Genomic DNA, 18,081 nt, shown 5'->3' with positions numbered 1-18,081 from the left:
GTACTCACGGCACCACGCTCGACAGGGCCACGTACGGCTCCTCATGCGCCGTCGCATGATTCGCACGCCACGCGCGGACGATCACCCGCAGCGAGAAGAACAGCATCGTCAGCACCAGCAGCATGAACAGGCTGGTGAGGATCAGGTCCACGCGCGCATTACCGATGATCCGCTGCATCTCCTCGGGCGACTTCGCCGGCGCCAGCAGCTTCCCGGCGTCGACCGCATCGGAATACTTGTGCATCACCGCGGTGAAGCTGATCTTCTCGTCGAACAGCTTCTGCCAGCCGGCGGTGAGCGTGCACACGACCAGCCACACGGCCGGCACCGCAGGCACCAGGACGTAACGCTCGCGCTTCAGCTTCACCGTCACCACCGTCGCCAGCATCAGTGCGATGGCGGCGAGCATCTGGTTGGCGATGCCGAACAGGGGCCACAGGGTGTTGATGCCGCCCAGCGGGTCCACGGCGCCCTGGTAGAGGAAGTAGCCCCACAGGCTGACGCAGATGACGGTGGCGAGGATGTTGCTCACCCATGAATCCGTCTTCTTCAGCGGCGCATACGCCATGCCCGCCAGTTCCTGGATCATGAAGCGGCCGACGCGCGTGCCGGCATCGACGGTGGTCAGGATGAACAGCGCTTCGAACAGGATGGCGTAGTGGTACCACAGTGCCATCATCCCTTCGCCGGGCATGATCCCGTGCAGCAGCTGGGCCATGCCCACCGCCAGCGTCGGGGCGCCACCGGCGCGGCCGAGGATGGTGGATTCACCGATATTCTTCGCGGTGTCCGTCAGTTCCGCCGGCGTTACGATGAAGCCCCAGCCGCTGATGGCGGTGGCGGCGTCCTGCACCGTGGTGCCCACCAGCGCGCCCGGCGAGTTCATGGCGAAGTACACGCCCGGATGCAGCGACGACGCGGCGATCAGCGCCATGATGGCGACGAAGGCCTCCATCAGCATGCCGCCGTAACCCACCAGCCGTGCCTCGCCTTCGTTCGCCAGCAGCTTCGGCGTCGTGCCCGAGGCGATGATCGAATGCCAGCCCGAGACGGCGCCGCAGGCAATGGTGATGAACAGGAACGGGAACAGGTTGCCCTGGAACACCGGCCCGGTGCCGTCGATGAACTGGGTGACCGCGGGCATCTGCAGGGTGGGCGCGGCGAGGAAGATGGCCAGGGCCAGCAGCAGGATGGTGCCGATCTTAAGGAAGGTGGAAAGGTAATCGCGTGGCGCGAGCAGCAGCCACACCGGCAGCACCGACGCGCAGAAGCCGTAGCCAATCAGCCACCAGGCCAGGGCCTTCGCGTCGTAGTCGAACAGCACGGCAAGCGACGGCGTGTCGTTGACGGTCTTGCCGAACCAGATGGACGCCAGGAGCAGAACGAGGCCGATGATCGACACTTCGAGGATGCGCCCCGGGCGGAAATAGCGCAGGTACAGGCCCATCAGCAGCGCGATGGGGATGGTCGCCGCGACGGTGAACGTCCCCCAGGGGCTATGCGTCAGCGCCTTGACCACGACCAGCGCGAGCACGGCGAGCACGATCATCATCAGCACCAGCACACCCACCATGGCGATGACGCCAGGTACCTCGCCGAGTTCTTCGCGCAACATGTGGCCGAGCGAGCGGCCGTCACGGCGCAGGGAGAGGCCCAGGATCATGAAATCCTGCACCGCGCCGGCGAAGACCACGCCGACCAGGATCCACAGCATGCCGGGCAGGTAGCCCATCTGGGCGGCGAGCACGGGGCCGACGAGGGGGCCGGCGCCGGCGATCGCGGCAAAGTGATGGCCGAACACCACCCATTTGTCCGTCGGCACGTAGTCCAGGCCGTCGTTACGCAACACCGACGGTGTGGCGCGACTCGGATCCAGCTGCAGTACGCGCGTGGCGATCAGGCGGCTGTAGAAGCGGTAGCCGATGAGGAACACCGCAATTGAGGCGGTGACGATCCAGATGGCGTTGATGGGTTCACCGCGGCGCAGGGCCACGACGCCGAGGCACCAGGCGCCGATGATGGCGATGACGACCCAGAGGATCTTCCCGGCGGGACTGGGTTTGGGAATGGCGCTGTGCATGGTCTTTTTGACTCCCCTTGCGGTAGCCACAAGGGTCACCCCCGCGCCCGTGGGGGTCAATGATTCCGGGGGCGCGGATGTATTAGCCATTGGTCGAATGGCCTTGCGGGCTTGAGCCCGTGCGCCACTCACGCCATGCTGGGGCCATCCCCACTCCCCGCGGCCTGCCGATGATTCGCGAGATCCTGAAGATGGGCGACGAGCGCCTGCTGCGCGTCGCACCTCCCGTTCCCGACGACATGGTGGGGTCGGAAGCGCTGGACGAGCTCATCGCCGACATGTTCGACACCATGCATCACGCCGGTGGCGTGGGCCTGGCGGCGCCGCAGATCGGCGTCGACCTCCAGCTGGTGATCTTCGGCTTCGACAGCAGCGAGCGCTATCCGGATGCCCCGGCGGTGCCGGAGACCATCCTGCTCAATCCGGTGATCACCCCGCTGTCGCAGGACATGGAAGAGGGCTGGGAAGGGTGCCTGTCGGTGCCTGGCCTGCGCGGCGCCGTGAACCGCTACTCGCTGATCCGCTACCAGGGCATCGACCCGCAGGGCCAGCCGATCGATCGGACGGCGGAAGGGTTCCATGCGCGGGTGGTGCAGCACGAGTGCGACCACCTGATCGGACGGCTATACCCGTCGCGGATCACCGACTTCGCGAAGTTCGGGTTTACCGAGGTGCTCTTCCCGGGGATGGATATCGGGGACGATTGATCCCCGGTTACTCGGCTTCGGCTAAGGCTTCGACGATGACGAGGAGGGCCTTGCGGCGCTCCTTCGGCAGGCGGCTGACCAGGCCGACCAGGCGCAGCTGCTCGCGGGAGTCGGCACGGTAGAGCGCGGGGCTCTCCTTGACGCCGGTGGCGCCGCTGGGCGAGCCGCGGCCCGTGGCCAGCCATTCGAAGTTCACGCCGAAGCGGACGGCCATATCGATCTGGCGCTCGAGTTCCGGCAGGCCAAGGTCGCTGAGCCACTTACGTGCCGTTTCCCGGCTGACATCAAAGAGATCGGCCAGCTGGGTAATGCGGCCGCGGCCTTTCTTTACGCCAGCCATGTCCAGCGCGACATGCAGGCGTTGAGAAAAACCTCGGTTGGTGAGTGGCATAACAACTCCGGCGGAACGCTTTTAAGGCGCAAAAGACCCGGTATTGTTGATAGCCCGAGCCACAAGCGTAAGCCCTTGACAGTTGCCAAGTCGTGCAATTTACGACTGCTTTTCGTTTTCAGCCTTTCGAACGAAACGAGTTGACCGATTTTCTCATTTCATCCGCCGCCCGATGTGCTACGGAAGCGAAGTCGCCTTCGCTGCTGGCGTAGAGGATGGCGCGGGAGGACGAAATCATCAGGCCGGTGCCATCGCTTGTCTGGCCGTGCTCCATGACGGCGGCGATGTCACCGCCCTGGGCGCCGATGCCCGGGACGAGTAGGGGCATTTTACCCACAACCGCACGCACGCGACCTAGTTCTTCCGGCCAGGTGGCGCCGGTGACGAGGGCGCAATTGCCGTTTCCGTTCCAGTCCCTGGCAATGGTTTCGGCCACGCGGAGGTAGAGCGGCTCGCCACCGCAGTCCAGCGCCTGGAAATCGGCGCCGCCCGGGTTGGATGTACGGCAGAGCAGGATGACGCCCTTGTCCGCGTGGGCGAGGAACGGATCAATGGAATCCTTGCCCAGGTAGGGGTTGAGCGTCACGGCGTCGGCGTCGTACCGATCGAAAGCTTCTACGCTGTAGTGCTTCGCGGTGGAGCCGATGTCGCCGCGCTTGGCATCCAGGATCACCGGGATGCCTGGATGCTTGTCATGGATATGTTTGATCAGCCGTTCGAGTACCCCTTCGGCGCGCTGGGCGGCGAAGTGGGCGATCTGCGGTTTGAACGCGCAGACCAGTCCCGCGGTGGCGTCGACGATGTCGCGGCAGAAGGTAAAGATGCCTTCCTCGCCCGACAGGCCAGCCGGCAGGCGACCCGGTTCCGGGTCCAGGCCCACGCAGATCAGGGAATCATTGCGACGCCAGGCGTCCTTCAGGGCGGTCATGAAGTTCATGGTGGCTTCGCTTGTGTCGGGTGCAGGGGCAAGGCCGGTACCGGGACGGTACCGGCCCGTTGGATCAGACCAGCTTCTTGTACTTCACGCGCTTCGGGCCGGCGTCGTCGCCAAGGCGGCGCTTCTTGTCGGCTTCGTACTCGTTGTAGTTACCCGGGAAGAACTCGACGTGCGAGTCGCCTTCGAACGCGATGATGTGCGTGGCGATGCGATCGAGGAACCAGCGATCATGCGAGATGACCACGGCGCTGCCCGGGAATTCGAGCAGGGCGTCTTCCAGTGCGCGCAGCGTTTCGACGTCAAGATCGTTCGACGGTTCGTCGAGCAGCAGCACGTTGCCACCCTGGAGCAGGGTCTTGGCCATGTGCAGGCGGCCACGCTCACCACCGGACAGCGAACCGACGATCTTCTGCTGGTCGGTGCCCTTGAAGTTGAAGCGGCCGATGTAGGCGCGCGACTGGATCTCGAAGTTGCCGATGGTCAGGATGTCCGAACCGCCGGACACTTCCTGCCAGACGTTGTTCGAGCCATCCAGCGCGTCACGCGACTGGTCGACGTAGGCGAGCTTCACCGTGTGGCCCAGCTTCACTTCGCCCGTATCCGGGGTTTCCTTACCCATGATCATCTTCATGAGCGTGGACTTACCGGCACCGTTCGGACCGATGATGCCGACGATGGCACCCGGCGGCACCTTGAACGAAAGGTCTTCGATCAGCACGCGGTCGCCGAACGACTTGGTGACGTTCTTGAACTCGATCACTTCCTGGCCCAGGCGCTCGCCCGGCGGAATGAAGATCTCGTTGGTTTCGTTGCGGCGCTGGTACTCGACCGAGTTCAGCTCTTCGAAGCGGTTGATACGCGCCTTGCCCTTGGACTGACGGCCCTTGGCGGCGGTGCGGATCCACTCCAGTTCCTTCTGGATGGCCTTCTGGCGCGACTTCTCCTGGTTGGCTTCCTGCTTCAGGCGCTCGTCCTTCTGCTCCAGCCACTCGGTGTAGTTGCCCTTCCAGGGGATGCCACGGCCGCGGTCCAGCTCGAGGATCCACTCGGCGGCGTTGTCGAGGAAGTAGCGATCATGGGTGACCGCGACGACCGTGCCCGGGTAGTCGTGCAGGAAGGTTTCGAGCCAGTCCACCGACTCGGCGTCCAGATGGTTGGTCGGTTCGTCGAGCAGCAGCATGTCGGGCTTGGAGAGGAGCAGGCGGCACAGGGCCACGCGACGCTTCTCACCACCGGACAGCGGGCCGATCTTCGCATCCCAGGGCGGCAGGCGCAGCGCGTCGGCGGCGACTTCGAGCTGGCGCTCGAGCGCGTGCGCGTCGTTGGCGGCAAGGATGCCTTCCAGCGCTTCCTGTTCCTTGGCGAGCTTGTCGAAGTCCGCGCCGTCTTCGGCGTAGGCGGCGTACACCTCTTCGAGGCGCTTCTGGGCGTCCAGTACCTCGGAGACGCCTTCTTCCACCGCTTCACGCACGGTCTTGTTCGGGTCGAGGTCGGGCTCCTGCGCGAGGTAGCCGATCTTGGTGCCAGGGTTGGCGCGGGCTTCGCCCTGGAAGTCCTTGTCGACGCCCGCCATGATCTTCAGCACCGTGGACTTGCCCGCGCCGTTCACGCCCAGCAGGCCGATCTTGGCGCCGGGGAAGAACGACAGCGAGATGTCCTTGATGATGTGGCGCTTCGGGGGAATGATCTTACTCACCCCGTTCATGGTGTAGATGTATTGCATGGACGCTCCGTCAGGATAGCCGTACCCCGGCGCGCGCTGGGCGCCGCTGGGCAAACCCCGATTATAGCGGGTCGGCATGTCCGGGCGTGTAGGCCGGTTCAGCGTCCGGAAGGCCCGGCGCCGGGGGCGGCCCTTGCGGGTCCCAGTCCGGGCGGTTGGCCTGGATCTGGGCGGCATTGGTTTCGCTGTAGTCCCAGCAGGAGGGCAGGGCCCGGGCCTCGGGCCACATGAGGGACGCGCACTGGGTCAGGACAGGATCCGGCCGGCGGGCCGCTCCCGCATGGACGGCCCCCAGCAAGTGGCCCAACTCGTGGGCGGGTACCGATGCGCCCTGGGTGATCGACGCGAAAGCGTAAGGCCCGCCATTCTGGATGGCGGCCCCGGCGGCGCCAGGGAATACCCAGCGCCGCTTGACCAGCAGGATGTTGTACCGACCGGCCGTCCTCACTCCGGGTGTTTCCCCCTCCAACGGGGACGCCTCGAGCGCCGAGCGCCATGCGAACAGGGCGCCCACCTTGCCGTACGCGATATCCGTGATGCCGGGTATATCGCGACGGAGATGGATTTCCACCCGGCGCTCGGGCAGGAGTCTCCGCATCTCCTTCAACCACGGCGCGAAATGCCGTTTCTGCAGCCGCTCGTCCGACGCGCCGATCTCGTCGTGGACGTACGCGAAGACGTGGATCGGGGCCGGGGCATCGTCGGCGCGGGCCATCGGAACAAACCCCACCGCGGCGGCCAGCGCGAGCACCGTGTCTCGCAAGCGCCGGCAGGCAGGGGGAAAGTCGGTTCGCTGGATCATGGGTCCGTCCTGATGGCGATGACTGACAGTGAGGGCGATGAAAAAGTTAGGGGCCCGGGATGACCGGGTCAGTCGGCGCCAATCCCGCTGCCTTGTAGGCGATTTCCCTGAAAAGGGCCGGCCTTGCCCGCGTATCGCCTGATACGGGTGACCGTCGCGCCGCGTGAGGTCGCGACACTGCGTCCCATCATCACGGAGCGGGAGTCGTCCCCTGGATACGTCCCTACAAACCGGCCTGGCGGGGTGGTCGCGCCTCGACGAGCGGCTCGCTGCCCTCGCGTTCCGCCATGGCCGCTGCGCGGTCGCGGCGCACGAATTCGCCTGGTTCGGCCTGAAGCAGGCGTGGGCGTGCCTTTTCGGTGGTTGCATGGTCGGCTTGCTGCTGGCCAGCGGGCTTTGGTGGCCGGCAGGGGCGCCGGTCGCACGCTACGACGCGCTCACGCTTGCCGCGATCCTGATCCAGGTGGCGCTCGTGACCCTGCGCCTGGAGACCCGCCGCGAGGCAGCCGTGATCCTTCTGTTCCACGTCGTCGGCACAGCGATGGAGGTGTTCAAGACGGCCATGGGTTCATGGGTCTACCCGGAGCCGTCCGTGCTGCGGATCGCCGGGGTGCCGTTGTTCACCGGCTTCATGTACGCGGCGGTTGGTAGCTACATCGCCCGGGCGTGGCGTCTGTTCGATTTCCGTTTCACGGCCCATCCTCCACTGTGGGCCGGCATCCTGTTGTCGGTGGCGATCTACGCCAATTTCTTCACCCACCATTTCCTGCCGGACGCGCGGCCGCTCCTGTTCGCCGCCATGGTCGTCGCGTTCGGACGCACCTGGGTGCACTTCCGGATCCGCGCGATCCACCGGCGCATGCCGCTGCTCGCCGGCCTTGTCCTCGTCGCCCTGTTCATCTGGTTCGCGGAGAACGCGGGCACGTTCGCCCGGGCTTGGGTGTACCCCGCGCAGCGCGGGGGCTGGCATGTGGTGGCCCCGGAAAAGATCGGTGCCTGGCTGCTGCTCATGACGATCAGCTACGTCATGGTCTGGACGGTGCAACGCGCCGGGCCGCAGGCATGCGCCGACGACCCGGCCCGAGGTCAGCGATACATCCGCAGGTAATCGCGGATCTTGTGGTCGTTGGCCCTGGTGTACACGTAGCAGCCCAGCTTGGCGAGCATCATCTGCCCCATGTTCGTGGTGCAGAACGCACGCTGCTCGGATGCCTCGTGGGTGGCGCCGAGGAGGTGGCCGACTTCATGGGCGAAGACGAAGCGATGGCCCTGGTTACTGGCGATGGCTGCGCTCAGGGATTCCGCCGCCACGCCGCGCTGGCCGCTGGGCCAGCTCGCCATGGGTTCGCCGACGAACAGGACGAATTTCGTCAGGGCATCGACCTGTCCCCCCGTGGCTTTCACATGGGCTGCGCCGGCACGGCGAAACTCGCGCAGGCGGTCGACTCCGTCGCCCCGGTGATAATCGATGTCCGTGACGCCGGGCACTCGCGAACGTAGCGACACCGTGATCGGCACGCCGGGCGCCACCGTGGTTTCCATGTCCTTGAGCCACCAGTCGACGTACCAGTCCATGAACTTCGCGGCATCCGTTTCGCCGGCCTGGTCGTGCACGAAGATCCACAGGTGCAGTCGTCGTGTCGCGCTATCCCTCGGGCCGGCGTGCCGGTCCAGGGGCTCGAGGACGTCACCGGTCGGCAGGCTGGGATACAGGCCAGGAAAAAAGCCGCCTTCCGGCCACCCCGGATCCTGCATGGCCACGGCAGGCAGGCTCGTGGCGCACACGGCCACGCCGAGGGTCAGCAACCGTTGCTTCGCTTTCATGGAATTCCTTTCCAGTGATGGGGATGGACGATCCGCGTCCACGGGCCAGCGTAGCGCCACGGGCGCGCCGGATCCCTAGGCGGATGGCGACGGGCGGCGTAAGCCTTCGCCGACAGGCAATGCGCCACAGGTAGGGCATCGGCCCGGATCCGGCGCAGCTGGCCGCCCGCGGCCTCGTCCTGGTCGACTGGATGGCGTCGCGCAGGCCTTGAGATTGGGCGGTAGTGGCCGCAAATCGCCGCTACCGCTACACTTTCGGTCTTGTTTCCCCACCTGTCCCACGAGGTTGAGATGTTCCCGAAGGATGCAACGATCGCCGGCTATGACGACGAACTCGCCAAGGCCATCGCCGACGAGTCCCGTCGCCAGGAAGATCACGTCGAGCTGATCGCCTCGGAGAACTACGCCAGCCCGCGCGTCATGGAAGCCCAGGGTTCCACCCTGACCAACAAGTACGCCGAGGGCTACCCGGGCAAGCGTTACTACGGTGGCTGCGAATACGTCGACGTCGCCGAGAAGCTGGCGATCGAGCGCCTGAAGAAGCTCTTCGGCGCCGACTACGCCAACGTGCAGCCGCACTCGGGTTCGCAGGCCAACCAGGCCGTGTACTTCGCGCTGCTGCAGCCGGGCGACACGATCCTGGGCATGAGCCTCGCCCACGGCGGCCACCTCACCCACGGCGCCAAGGTCAACCTGTCGGGCAAGATCTTCAACGCCATCCAGTACGGCATCAACCCGGACACCGGCCTGGTCGACTACGACGAGATCGAAAAGCTGGCCGTTGAGCACAAGCCGAAGATGATCGTGGCGGGCTTCTCCGCTTACTCGCAGGTGCTGGACTGGGCGCGCTTCCGCGCGATTGCCGACAAGGTCGGTGCGTACCTGTTCGTCGACATGGCCCACGTCGCTGGCCTCGTCGCCGCCGGCGTGTATCCGAATCCGATCGAGCACGCGCACGTGGTCACCTCGACCACGCACAAGACCCTGCGCGGCCCGCGCGGCGGCTTCATCATCGCCAAGGGCCTGGGCGAAGAGCTGGAAAAGAAGCTCCAGTCCGTCGTCTTCCCGGGCATCCAGGGCGGCCCGCTGATGCACGTCATCGCGGCCAAGGCCGTGGCGTTCAAGGAAGCCCTCGAGCCGTCGTTCACCGAGTACCAGAAGCAGGTCGTTGCCAACGCCAAGGCGATGGCGAAGACGCTGATCGCCCGCGGCTACAAGGTCGTTTCCGGCGGCACCGAAAACCACCTGATGCTGATCGACCTGATCGGCCGCGACGCCACCGGCAAGGACGCGGAAGCGGCCCTCGGCAAGGCGCACATCACCGTGAACAAGAACGCCGTGCCGAACGATCCGCGCTCGCCGTTCGTTACCTCGGGCCTGCGCGTCGGTACCCCGGCGATCACCACCCGCGGCTACAAGGAAGCGGAGACGATCGACCTGGCCAACTGGATCTGCGACGTGCTCGACGCGCCGAACGACGCGGCGGTGATCGCCGCCGTGCGTGAGAAGGTCACGGCACAATGCAAGCAGTTCCCGGTGTACGGCTGATCGATGCACTGTCCGTTCTGCCAGCACGAAGACACCCGCGTCATCGATTCCCGGCTCACCGAAGACGGCGGCACGGTGCGTCGGCGGCGCGAGTGCCCGCAGTGCAGCGAACGCTTCAATACGTTTGAAACCGCCGAGCTGAAGCTCCCGGCGATCGTCAAGACAGGCGATCGCCGCGAGCCGTTCGACGAGCACAAGCTGCGGGTCAGCTTTGAGCGCGCGCTGCAGAAGCGCCCGGTGGCCAGCGATGCCGTGGATACGGCGGTGCGCGCGGTCACCAACGACCTGCGCCGCTGTGGCGACCGCGAAGTACCGTCGCGCCAGGTCGGCGAGCTGGTGATGCGCGAGCTGAAGGCGCTCGACCAGGTGGCGTACGTGCGATTCGCCTCCGTGTACCGGCGCTTCGAGGATGTCCACGCGTTCCGCGAGGAGATCGAGAAACTCGAACGCGACCTGCCGTCGCTGGAAGGCCTGCAACTGCCGCTGCTCGAGGCGGCACGGCGCGGACGCAAGTCCTGATGACCCGCCCGTTCTTTCCCGTCATGGACCATGCCCACATGGCCCATGCGCTGCGTCTTGCCGAGCGCGGGATGCACACCACCCAGCCCAACCCGCGCGTCGGCTGCGTCATCGCCCGCGGCGAGACGGTGCTGGGCACGGGCTGGCACCCGAAGGCCGGTGAACCGCATGCCGAAGTGTTCGCGCTGCGCGAGGCCGGCGAGGCCGCGCGGGGTGCGACGGCCTATGTGACGCTGGAGCCCTGCGCGCACCACGGCCGCACGCCGCCGTGCGCGGATGCGCTCATCGCCGCGGGCGTCAGCCGCGTCGTTATCGCCCACGAAGATCCGTTCACCGAAGTCGACGGAAAGGGCATCGAGAAGCTCCGTGCCGCCGGCATCCACGTACAGACCGGCCTGATGCGCGACGCCGCGCATGAGCTGAACATCGGCTTCTTCAGCCGCATCCAGCGCGGCCTGCCGTGGGTGCGGGTGAAGCTGGCGATGAGCCTGGACGGGCGCACCGCGCTCGCCGATGGTTCGTCGAAGTGGATCACCGGCGAGGCCGCCCGCGCGGATGGCCAGCGCTGGCGTGCCCGCGCCTCCGCCATTCTTTCCGGTAGCGGCACGGTGCTCGCGGACAATCCGCAGCTGACGGTGCGGCTGCCGGGCGATGCGCCGTTCGTCCCGCCGCTGCGCGCCATCATCGACACCCACCTGCGCACGCCGGCGGGCTTCCACGTGCTGGACGACCGTGCGCCGACGGTGCTCATGCACGCGGCCGATGCCGTCGTACCGGCGCACCTGCGCGACGTGCCGCGGACGGCGATCCGCCACGAGGAAGGCAAGGGCCTCGACCTGCGTGCCGCGCTGCACTGGCTGGCCCAGCACGACGTCAACGAAGTGCACGTGGAAGCCGGCCCGGTGCTCTGCGGTGCGCTGCTGGCGGAAGGGCTGGCCGACGAACTGCTGATCTATGTCGCCCCCGTCCTGCTTGGCAACAGCGCGCGGCCCATGCTGCACCTGCCGCCGCTCGACGACATGGCCTCGCGCTGGAAGCTGCAGACCATCGACCGCCGCCAGGTGGGCGACGACACCCGCCTGCTGATGCGTCCCGCCGCATGACATCCGTGCGCTGGGGCATCATCGGCTGCGGCGCGGTCACCGAAGTGAAGAGCGGTCCGGCGTTCGCGAACGTGCCGGGGTCCTCGCTGGTGGCCGTGATGCGCCGGGATGGCGAGAAGGCCCGTGACTACGCCCAGCGCCACGGCGTACCCCGCTGGTACGACGATGCCGATGCGCTGATCAACGACGGCGAGGTGGATGCGGTGTACGTCGCCACGCCACCCTCCAGCCACCGCGAGCATGCGCTGAAAGCCATCGCGGCCGGCAAGCCGGTGTATATCGAAAAACCCATGGCGATGGACCACGCCGAGTGCATGGCCATCGTGGAGGCGGGAAGGGCGGCTGACGTCCCCGTGTTCGTGGCGTATTACCGCCGCGCGCTCCCGCGTTTCACCACCATCGCGCGCCTGTTGCGCGAAGGCGCCATCGGCACGCCGCGGCTGGTCAACGTGCTGCTGCACCATCCGTTCGAAGCGCGCTACCACGACGCGGCGAACCTGCCGTGGACCGTGCGCCCCGAGATCGCCGGCGGTGGCATCTTCGTCGACATCGGCTGCCACACGCTCGACATCCTCGATTTCCTCCTCGGGCCCATCACGGACGTGCGCGGCATGGCGCGAAATCAGATGGACGCCTATCCCGCGGAAGACACCGTGGCCATGGCCTTCGCCTTCGGCAGCGGCGTGGTCGGTACGGGCCTGTGGAATTTCGGTGCGGACCGGCGCGAGGACCGCGTGGAAATCGTCGGCGACCGCGGGCGCCTGGTCTTCGCCACCTTCGGTGACGGCCCCATCCGCGTGGAAACCGACGGCAAGGTCGATGAGCTGCTTATCGAAAACCCCCGACACATCCAGCAACCGCTGATCACCACGGTGGTCGACGCGCTGCGGGGGCGAGGCGAATGCCCTTCCACCGGAGACACCGCCGCCCGCACCAGCTGGGTGATGGACCAGGTCTTGCGCAGCCCCTGACCACCCCCATGTTATGCTGCGCACCATATACAAGCGTCTTCAGGGCGGGGTGAAACTCCCCACCGGCGGTAGGTTTCCGTGAGGAAGCGAGCCCGCGAGCGCTCCCGGCACCCGTCGGGAGGTCAGCAGATCCGGTCGAACTCCGGAGCCGACGGTTAGAGTCCGGATGAAAGAAGACGGCACCATGGGCCCCTCGCGGGGCACGTGGCGCCATGCGCCTTGGGGCGTTTTTCGCCAACCTAAGCGGGAAACGTTTCATGAAAACCTGGCATTCCGTCGCGTCCCACCTCGTGGGAGGCCGCTGACATGTTTACCGGCATCATCCAGGCCGTCGGCCGCATCGCGCGGCTCGAGCCCCGTGGCGGCGACGTGCGCCTCGTGGTCGACACCACCACCCTCGACATGGCCGACGTCGCCCTGGGCGACAGCATCGCCGTGTCCGGCGTGTGCCTCACGGTGATCGAGTTCGACGCCAGGAGCTTCGCCGCGGACGTCTCCAACGAGACCCTGGCGATGACCTCGCTCGGCAGGCACAAGGCCGGCGACAGCGTGAACCTCGAAAAAGCCCTGCGCCTGGCCGACCGCCTCGGCGGCCACCTCGTGTCCGGCCACGTGGACGGCACCGGCAAGGTCGTTTCCGTCGTCCCGGACGGCCGTTCGCTGCGCTGGACGTTCGAAGTGGGCCGTGACATCGCCCGCTACATCGCCCACAAGGGCTCGGTGTGCATCGACGGCACCAGCCTCACGGTGAACGAAGTGGACGGGAATCGCTTCGGGGTGAACCTTATCCCCCATACGGTGGAACACACGACGTTCGCCGCGCGTCGCCCTGGCGACACGGTGAACATCGAGGTCGACGTCGTGGCGCGTTACGTGGAACGGCTGCTTTCCAGCGGCACCGCGCCCCGCCTCGACGAGGCCTTCCTGAAACAGCACGGCTTCGCCTGACCGGACACTGACGCATGGCTTTCAACACTATCCCCGAGATCCTCGAGGACCTGCGCAATGGCCGCATGGTCATCATCCTGGACGACGAAGACCGCGAGAACGAAGGCGACATCGTGATGGCCGCCGAGAAGGTGCGGCCGGAAGACGTGAACTTCATGGTGCGCGAAGCGCGAGGCCTGATGTGCCTGACGCTGACCGAACAGCGCACCCGCCAGCTCGGCCTGAAGCCGATGGTGGCGGACAACAATTCGCCGTACCACACCAACTTCACCGTCTCGATCGAGGCGGCCGAAGGCGTGACCACCGGCATCTCGGCGCACGACCGCGCGCGCACCGTGCAGGCGGCCGTGGCGAAGGACGCCAAGCCCATCGACATCACCATGCCTGGCCACGTCTTCCCGCTGACGGCCCAGGCCGGCGGCGTGCTGACCCGCGCCGGCCACACCGAGGCCGGCTGTGACCTGGCCTCGATGGCCGGGCTGGATCCGTCGGCGGTGATCATCGAGGTGCTGCACGACGACGGCTCGATGGCCCGGCGCCCGGAGCTGGAAATCTTCGCGGCGAAGCACGGGCTGAAGATCGGCACCATCGCCGACCTGATCCGCTACCGCTTGGAAACGGAGAAGACCGTGGAGCGCGTCTTCGAGGAAGACGTCGAGACCGAATTCGGCCCGTTCCGCCTGGTGGCCTACCGCGATGCCATCCGCCGCGGCCTGCACTTCGCCCTGTCGCGCGGCGCCATTGGCGACGGCGAGCCGGTGCTCACCCGCGTCCACGTGCGCAATACGCTTTCCGACGTGCTGCACCTGAAGCGCGGCGACCTCGGCCAGACGGTGACCGAAGCGCTCCGCCGCATCGCCGATGAAGGGCGTGGCGTGCTGCTGGTCCTTTCCGGCGAAGACACCCCGGAAGCCCTGCTGGGCCGCCTGCGCGGCGATGCCGTGCCGATGCCGGCGCCGAAGGACGACCAGGAATGGCGTCAGCTGGGCCTGGGCGCGCAGATGCTGGCCGACCTGGGGGTGAAGCGCCTCCGGGTGATCGGTACGCCGCGCCGGTTCGTGGGTATTTCCGGCTTTGGCCTTGAAGTGGTCGAGCAGGACAGCTAAACCTGAGCCCATGCCACATACCTACGATATCCGCCTGATCGCCCCGTCCGGTTACCCGCACAACCCTGCCGCCATGCGCGCCGGGGTGGAGCGGCTTGAAGCGGCCGGCCACCGTGTCCACGGCAAGGACGTGCTGACGCGCCGGGAACTGCGCTTTGCCGGCAGCGATGCCGAGCGCGTCGCCGATATCAACGCGCTGGCCGATCCATCGGCCCCGTTGCCCGACGTGGCCCTGGCCACGCGGGGCGGCTATGGCGTCCACCCGCTGTTGCCGCTGCTGGATTACGACGGCCTGCGCAGCCGCCTGGATGGCGCGCCGCTGGCACTGGTGGGGCATAGCGACTTCACCGCGCTGCAGTGCGCCCTGCTGGCGCGCAGCGGCCTGCCCACCCTCGGCGGCCCGATGCTGGGCCCGGATTTCGGTGCCCAGGAGCTGGACCCGCTGACCTGGGAGCACTTCTGGCAGACCCTGGCCAGTGGCGAAGGCCGGGCCGAATGGGACGCGCCGGACACCGCGGACCTTGCCGTCGAAGGCACGATCTGGGGCGGCAACCTGGCCATGCTCTCGAGCCTGGCAGGGTCGGAGTATTTCCCCGATATCGAAGGCGGCATCCTCTACGTCGAGGACATCGCCGAACCCCCTTACCGGGTGGAGCGCATGCTCTACCACCTGCTCCATGCCGGCGTGCTGGGGCGGCAGAAGGCCCTGCTTATCGGTGATTTCACCAGCTGCCGCGTGGCCGAGTACGACAACGGTTACGACCTCACGGTGGCCTTCGAACGGATCGGCGTGGCAGCGGGCATTCCGCTGGTCCGCGGCCTGCCGTTCGGGCACGGGCCGGCCAAGTTCACCCTGCCGTTCGGCATCCACGGCAGCCTCGCCGTGGCCGACGGCCGCGCCACCCTCGCATTCAGCGGCCACCCCCGGCCGAAAACCCCGTAAAATAGCCGGCCGCCAGGCGGCCCTCCGCCCCACAGGACACCTCCACCCATGAAGATCATCGAAGGCGATTTCGCCACCCCGAAGGGCCGTTTCGCCATCGTCGCCGGCCGTTTCAACGCGTTTGTGGTTGAGCCGCTGGTTGAAGGCGCGCGCGATGCCCTGGTGCGCCACGGCGTGAAGGACGACGCGATCGACCTGATCCGCGTCCCGGGCGCGTGGGAAATCGCCCAGGCCGCCTACAAGGTCGCCGCCTCGGGCAAGTACGCCGCCGTGCTCGGCCTCGGCGCCGTCATCCGCGGTTCCACCCCGCATTTCGACTACGTGGCCGGCGAAGCCGCCAAGGGCCTCGGCCAGGCCGCGTACGCGTCCGGCGTGCCGGTGTCGTTTGGCGTGCTCACCACCGACAGCATCGAACAGGCCATTGAGCGTGCCGGCACCAAGGCAGGCAACAAGGGCGCCGACGCGGCGATGGTCGCGATCGAAATGGTTAACCTCTACGCGAAGCTTGGTAAATGAATAACACTCCCCCGCACGGCATCGACCTCGCCGCGCGCTCGCGCGCACGCCGCCGTGCGCTGCAGGCCCTGTACGCCTGGCAAGTGGGCGGCGCGAAGATGGGTAACGTCATCGAGCAGTTCCGCCACGAGCAGGACATGCAGGTGGCCGACCAGGAATACTTCGAAGACCTGCTGCGCGGTGTCGAGAAGCACGTGAAGGAACTGGACGACGGCATCAAGCCCTTCGTCGACCGCGAGGTCAACCAGATCGATCCGATCGAGCTCTCCGCGCTGCGCATGGGTGCCTACGAGCTGAAGTACCGCCCGGACGTGCCCTACCGCGTGGTGATCAACGAAGCGGTGGAAGCCACCAAGCGCTTCGGTGCCGACCATGGCCACAGCTATGTGAACGGCGTCCTCGACAAACTCGCGACGCATTGGCGTACGGCCGAGAAGCGATCCTGATCCCCCGCGCGTTTCGTGCGCGCTGATGGAGCACGCATGGAATTCGACCTGATTGAACGCATCCGCCGGCACACTGACGTCCATCGCGACGACGTGGTGACCGGCATCGGCGATGACGCCGCCGTGGTGTCCATCCCGGCCGGCCGCGAGCTGGCGATCGCCGTGGATACCCTCGTCGAGGGCATCCATTTCCCGGTGGGCACCGCAGCGGCCGACATCGGCTGGAAAGCCCTCGCGGTGAATCTTTCCGACCTGGCCGCGATGGCGGCCACGCCGGCCTGGGCCTTGCTGGCGCTCACGCTGCCCACGCCCGACGAAGCGTTCATCGACGGCCTGGCACGCGGCTTCGCCGAGCTGGCCACGCCCTTCCGCCTGGCCCTGATCGGCGGCGACACCACGCGCGGCCCACTGACCGTCAGCGTGACGGTGCATGGCTTCACGACGCCCGGGCAGGCCCTGTTGCGCTCGGGCGCCCGCGTGGGCGACGTGGTGATGGTGACCGGCACCCTGGGGGATGCGGCCGCCGGCCTGCGTTGCCTCGCGGAAGCCGACACCACGCCGTATGCCTCGCTGATCGACCGCCTCAACCGGCCGACGCCGCGCGTGGCCGCGGGGCAGGCGCTGCGCGGTATCGCCACGGCGTGCATCGATGTCTCCGACGGACTCGTCGCCGACCTCGGCCATATCTGCAAACAAAGCGGTGTGGGCGTGGAAATCGATCCCGCGCTGCTGCCGCGTTCGTCCGCGATGCTCACCCATTTCCACGATGCCGACGCGCTGGACTTCGCGCTGGCCGGCGGTGATGACTACGAGCTGTGCTTCACCGTCCCCGCCGACCGGGCGAGCGAGGTGGCGGCGGATCTCTCTCGCGTCGGCTGCGGCGCCACGCGCATCGGCCGCGTGGTCGAGGGCGCCGGCGTGCACCTCGTCGACGGGACGGGCCAGGTGCGTACGCCGGATCGCGCGGGCTGGAACCACTTCGCATGAGCACGAAGTACGTCCTCGACGCGGCAGGCCGTCGCCGGCTGATGGCCACGCCGGCGGGCTGGATCGCCACCGGCTTTGGTTCCGGCCTTGCGCCGAAAGCGCAGGGGACGTTCGGCTCACTTGCCGCGATCGTACCGTGGCTGTTGCTGATGCGGCTGCCCGTATGGGGCTGGGTGCTGGTAATCGTGGCGTCGTTCGCCCTGGGTGTCTGGGCGTGCAACGTGGCTGGCCGTCTTATCGGCGTGGACGACCACCGCAGCCTGGTCTGGGATGAGTTCGTGGGGCAGTGGATCGCCTTGCTGCCGGTGATCCTCGTGCCGGGCCTCGCCTGGGTGGTACTGGGCTTCGTCCTCTTCCGCGTGTTCGACGTGTGGAAGCCCTGGCCGATCAGCTGGCTCGATCGCCGCGTCAAGGGCGGCCTCGGTGTCATGCTGGACGACGTGATCGCCGGACTCTTCGCCGCCGTCGCGCTGTGGATCATCCAGTCCTTCGTGCTGTATCAGATGCGGTTCTTACTGCTCTAGGAGCCT

At 67.0% G+C, this 18,081-nt stretch carries 19 protein-coding genes and 1 riboswitch; of the genes, 13 read left to right on the top strand and 6 right to left on the bottom strand.

Features of this window, described 5'->3' with window-relative positions:
- Positions 1-4: 4 nt before the first annotated feature.
- Positions 5-2,080, bottom strand: a complete 2,076-nt coding sequence (locus FIV34_RS16760; RefSeq protein WP_139984665.1) for a carbon starvation CstA family protein — start codon at positions 2,078-2,080, stop codon at positions 5-7.
- Between the two features lie 170 nt (positions 2,081-2,250).
- Between FIV34_RS16760 and def the strand changes: the two genes are divergently transcribed.
- Positions 2,251-2,787 carry a peptide deformylase gene (gene def / locus FIV34_RS16755; protein WP_139984664.1) on the top strand — a complete coding sequence of 179 codons (537 nt, stop codon included), beginning with the start codon at positions 2,251-2,253 and terminating at the stop codon, positions 2,785-2,787.
- A gap of 7 nt (positions 2,788-2,794) precedes the next feature.
- Here the strand turns inward: def and FIV34_RS16750 are convergent, their stop codons facing one another.
- The 4 genes from FIV34_RS16750 to FIV34_RS16735 form a co-directional block, all read right to left on the bottom strand.
- Positions 2,795-3,178: a helix-turn-helix domain-containing protein gene (locus tag FIV34_RS16750; protein ID WP_139984663.1), complete on the bottom strand. Its 384-nt coding sequence runs from the start codon at positions 3,176-3,178 to the stop codon at positions 2,795-2,797.
- Positions 3,179-3,296: 118 nt separating this feature from the next.
- Positions 3,297-4,115 carry an orotidine-5'-phosphate decarboxylase gene (gene pyrF, locus FIV34_RS16745; protein WP_139984662.1) on the bottom strand — a complete coding sequence of 273 codons (819 nt, stop codon included), beginning with the start codon at positions 4,113-4,115 and terminating at the stop codon, positions 3,297-3,299.
- A 64-nt stretch (positions 4,116-4,179) separates the two neighbouring features.
- Positions 4,180-5,838, bottom strand: coding sequence for an energy-dependent translational throttle protein EttA (ettA, locus tag FIV34_RS16740; RefSeq protein ID WP_139984661.1), 1,659 nt, complete (start codon positions 5,836-5,838; stop codon positions 4,180-4,182).
- A gap of 61 nt (positions 5,839-5,899) precedes the next feature.
- Complete coding sequence (locus FIV34_RS16735; protein WP_139984660.1) at positions 5,900-6,640, bottom strand: hypothetical protein; 741 nt, start codon at positions 6,638-6,640, stop codon at positions 5,900-5,902.
- A gap of 367 nt (positions 6,641-7,007) precedes the next feature.
- On the opposite strand from FIV34_RS16735, the gene FIV34_RS16730 reads away from it, so the two are divergent.
- Positions 7,008-7,748 carry a DUF817 domain-containing protein gene (locus FIV34_RS16730; protein ID WP_246058658.1) on the top strand — a complete coding sequence of 247 codons (741 nt, stop codon included), beginning with the start codon at positions 7,008-7,010 and terminating at the stop codon, positions 7,746-7,748.
- Here FIV34_RS16730 and FIV34_RS16725 read toward each other — a convergent pair.
- Entirely contained in the window at positions 7,727-8,464 is a 738-nt protein-coding gene (locus tag FIV34_RS16725) for a hypothetical protein (RefSeq protein ID WP_139984659.1), read from the bottom strand. The genes FIV34_RS16730 and FIV34_RS16725 overlap by 22 nt on opposite strands.
- 291 nt (positions 8,465-8,755) lie before the next feature.
- Here FIV34_RS16725 and glyA point away from each other — a divergent pair, with 291 nt between their 5' ends.
- The 11 genes from glyA (at position 8,756) to FIV34_RS16670 (ending at position 18,075) form a co-directional block, all read left to right on the top strand.
- A complete protein-coding gene (gene glyA / locus FIV34_RS16720; RefSeq protein WP_139984658.1) occupies positions 8,756-10,012 on the top strand; it encodes a serine hydroxymethyltransferase in 1,257 nt (418 codons plus the stop codon).
- 3 nt (positions 10,013-10,015) lie between these two features.
- Positions 10,016-10,531 (top strand): transcriptional regulator NrdR, encoded by a 516-nt coding sequence (gene nrdR / locus FIV34_RS16715; protein ID WP_139984657.1) that lies wholly within the window; start codon positions 10,016-10,018, stop codon positions 10,529-10,531.
- A gap of 38 nt (positions 10,532-10,569) precedes the next feature.
- Complete coding sequence (gene ribD, locus FIV34_RS16710; RefSeq protein WP_139986036.1) at positions 10,570-11,634, top strand: bifunctional diaminohydroxyphosphoribosylaminopyrimidine deaminase/5-amino-6-(5-phosphoribosylamino)uracil reductase RibD; 1,065 nt, start codon at positions 10,570-10,572, stop codon at positions 11,632-11,634.
- Entirely contained in the window at positions 11,631-12,605 is a 975-nt protein-coding gene (locus FIV34_RS16705) for a Gfo/Idh/MocA family protein (protein WP_139984656.1), read from the top strand. The genes ribD and FIV34_RS16705 overlap by 4 nt, the downstream gene beginning before the upstream one ends.
- 31 nt (positions 12,606-12,636) lie before the next feature.
- Positions 12,637-12,787, top strand: a riboswitch (FMN riboswitch).
- A 124-nt stretch (positions 12,788-12,911) separates the two neighbouring features.
- Positions 12,912-13,553: a riboflavin synthase gene (locus FIV34_RS16700; RefSeq protein WP_139984655.1), complete on the top strand. Its 642-nt coding sequence runs from the start codon at positions 12,912-12,914 to the stop codon at positions 13,551-13,553.
- A gap of 14 nt (positions 13,554-13,567) precedes the next feature.
- Positions 13,568-14,659 (top strand): 3,4-dihydroxy-2-butanone-4-phosphate synthase, encoded by a 1,092-nt coding sequence (gene ribB, locus FIV34_RS16695; protein ID WP_139984654.1) that lies wholly within the window; start codon positions 13,568-13,570, stop codon positions 14,657-14,659.
- 10 nt (positions 14,660-14,669) lie between these two features.
- Positions 14,670-15,602: a muramoyltetrapeptide carboxypeptidase gene (ldcA, locus tag FIV34_RS16690; protein ID WP_139984653.1), complete on the top strand. Its 933-nt coding sequence runs from the start codon at positions 14,670-14,672 to the stop codon at positions 15,600-15,602.
- Between the two features lie 48 nt (positions 15,603-15,650).
- A complete protein-coding gene (gene ribH / locus FIV34_RS16685; protein ID WP_139984652.1) occupies positions 15,651-16,118 on the top strand; it encodes a 6,7-dimethyl-8-ribityllumazine synthase in 468 nt (155 codons plus the stop codon).
- Positions 16,115-16,564 (top strand): transcription antitermination factor NusB, encoded by a 450-nt coding sequence (gene nusB / locus FIV34_RS16680; protein ID WP_139984651.1) that lies wholly within the window; start codon positions 16,115-16,117, stop codon positions 16,562-16,564. The genes ribH and nusB overlap by 4 nt, the downstream gene beginning before the upstream one ends.
- 36 nt (positions 16,565-16,600) lie before the next feature.
- Positions 16,601-17,551, top strand: a complete 951-nt coding sequence (gene thiL, locus FIV34_RS16675) for a thiamine-phosphate kinase (protein WP_139984650.1) — start codon at positions 16,601-16,603, stop codon at positions 17,549-17,551.
- Positions 17,548-18,075 (top strand): phosphatidylglycerophosphatase A family protein, encoded by a 528-nt coding sequence (locus FIV34_RS16670; protein ID WP_139984649.1) that lies wholly within the window; start codon positions 17,548-17,550, stop codon positions 18,073-18,075. The genes thiL and FIV34_RS16670 overlap by 4 nt, the downstream gene beginning before the upstream one ends.
- The last annotated feature ends 6 nt before the right edge of the window (positions 18,076-18,081 follow it).

This window comes from Luteibacter pinisoli (genome assembly GCF_006385595.1).
In the GTDB taxonomy this organism is placed as follows: domain Bacteria; phylum Pseudomonadota; class Gammaproteobacteria; order Xanthomonadales; family Rhodanobacteraceae; genus Luteibacter; species Luteibacter pinisoli.
This window is presented reverse-complemented; position numbering and strand designations above follow the sequence as displayed.

Excerpts from the sequence above, each read along its gene's own strand:
- ribH (WP_139984652.1), top strand. The coding sequence starts at position 15,651 with ATGAAGATCATCGAAGGCGATTTCGCCACCCCGAAGGGCCGTTTCGCC.
- FIV34_RS16725 (WP_139984659.1), bottom strand. The coding sequence starts at position 8,464 with ATGAAAGCGAAGCAACGGTTGCTGACCCTCGGCGTGGCCGTGTGCGCC.
- thiL (WP_139984650.1), top strand. The coding sequence starts at position 16,601 with ATGGAATTCGACCTGATTGAACGCATCCGCCGGCACACTGACGTCCAT.
- FIV34_RS16670 (WP_139984649.1), top strand. The coding sequence starts at position 17,548 with ATGAGCACGAAGTACGTCCTCGACGCGGCAGGCCGTCGCCGGCTGATG.
- nrdR (WP_139984657.1), top strand. The coding sequence starts at position 10,016 with ATGCACTGTCCGTTCTGCCAGCACGAAGACACCCGCGTCATCGATTCC.
- nusB (WP_139984651.1), top strand. The coding sequence starts at position 16,115 with ATGAATAACACTCCCCCGCACGGCATCGACCTCGCCGCGCGCTCGCGC.
- ribB (WP_139984654.1), top strand. The coding sequence starts at position 13,568 with ATGGCTTTCAACACTATCCCCGAGATCCTCGAGGACCTGCGCAATGGC.
- FIV34_RS16760 (WP_139984665.1), bottom strand. The coding sequence starts at position 2,080 with ATGCACAGCGCCATTCCCAAACCCAGTCCCGCCGGGAAGATCCTCTGG.
- glyA (WP_139984658.1), top strand. The coding sequence starts at position 8,756 with ATGTTCCCGAAGGATGCAACGATCGCCGGCTATGACGACGAACTCGCC.
- FIV34_RS16730 (WP_246058658.1), top strand. The coding sequence starts at position 7,008 with ATGGTCGGCTTGCTGCTGGCCAGCGGGCTTTGGTGGCCGGCAGGGGCG.
- FIV34_RS16735 (WP_139984660.1), bottom strand. The coding sequence starts at position 6,640 with ATGATCCAGCGAACCGACTTTCCCCCTGCCTGCCGGCGCTTGCGAGAC.
- def (WP_139984664.1), top strand. The coding sequence starts at position 2,251 with ATGATTCGCGAGATCCTGAAGATGGGCGACGAGCGCCTGCTGCGCGTC.
- ettA (WP_139984661.1), bottom strand. The coding sequence starts at position 5,838 with ATGCAATACATCTACACCATGAACGGGGTGAGTAAGATCATTCCCCCG.
- ldcA (WP_139984653.1), top strand. The coding sequence starts at position 14,670 with ATGCCACATACCTACGATATCCGCCTGATCGCCCCGTCCGGTTACCCG.
- ribD (WP_139986036.1), top strand. The coding sequence starts at position 10,570 with ATGGCCCATGCGCTGCGTCTTGCCGAGCGCGGGATGCACACCACCCAG.
- FIV34_RS16705 (WP_139984656.1), top strand. The coding sequence starts at position 11,631 with ATGACATCCGTGCGCTGGGGCATCATCGGCTGCGGCGCGGTCACCGAA.
- pyrF (WP_139984662.1), bottom strand. The coding sequence starts at position 4,115 with ATGAACTTCATGACCGCCCTGAAGGACGCCTGGCGTCGCAATGATTCC.
- FIV34_RS16700 (WP_139984655.1), top strand. The coding sequence starts at position 12,912 with ATGTTTACCGGCATCATCCAGGCCGTCGGCCGCATCGCGCGGCTCGAG.
- FIV34_RS16750 (WP_139984663.1), bottom strand. The coding sequence starts at position 3,178 with ATGCCACTCACCAACCGAGGTTTTTCTCAACGCCTGCATGTCGCGCTG.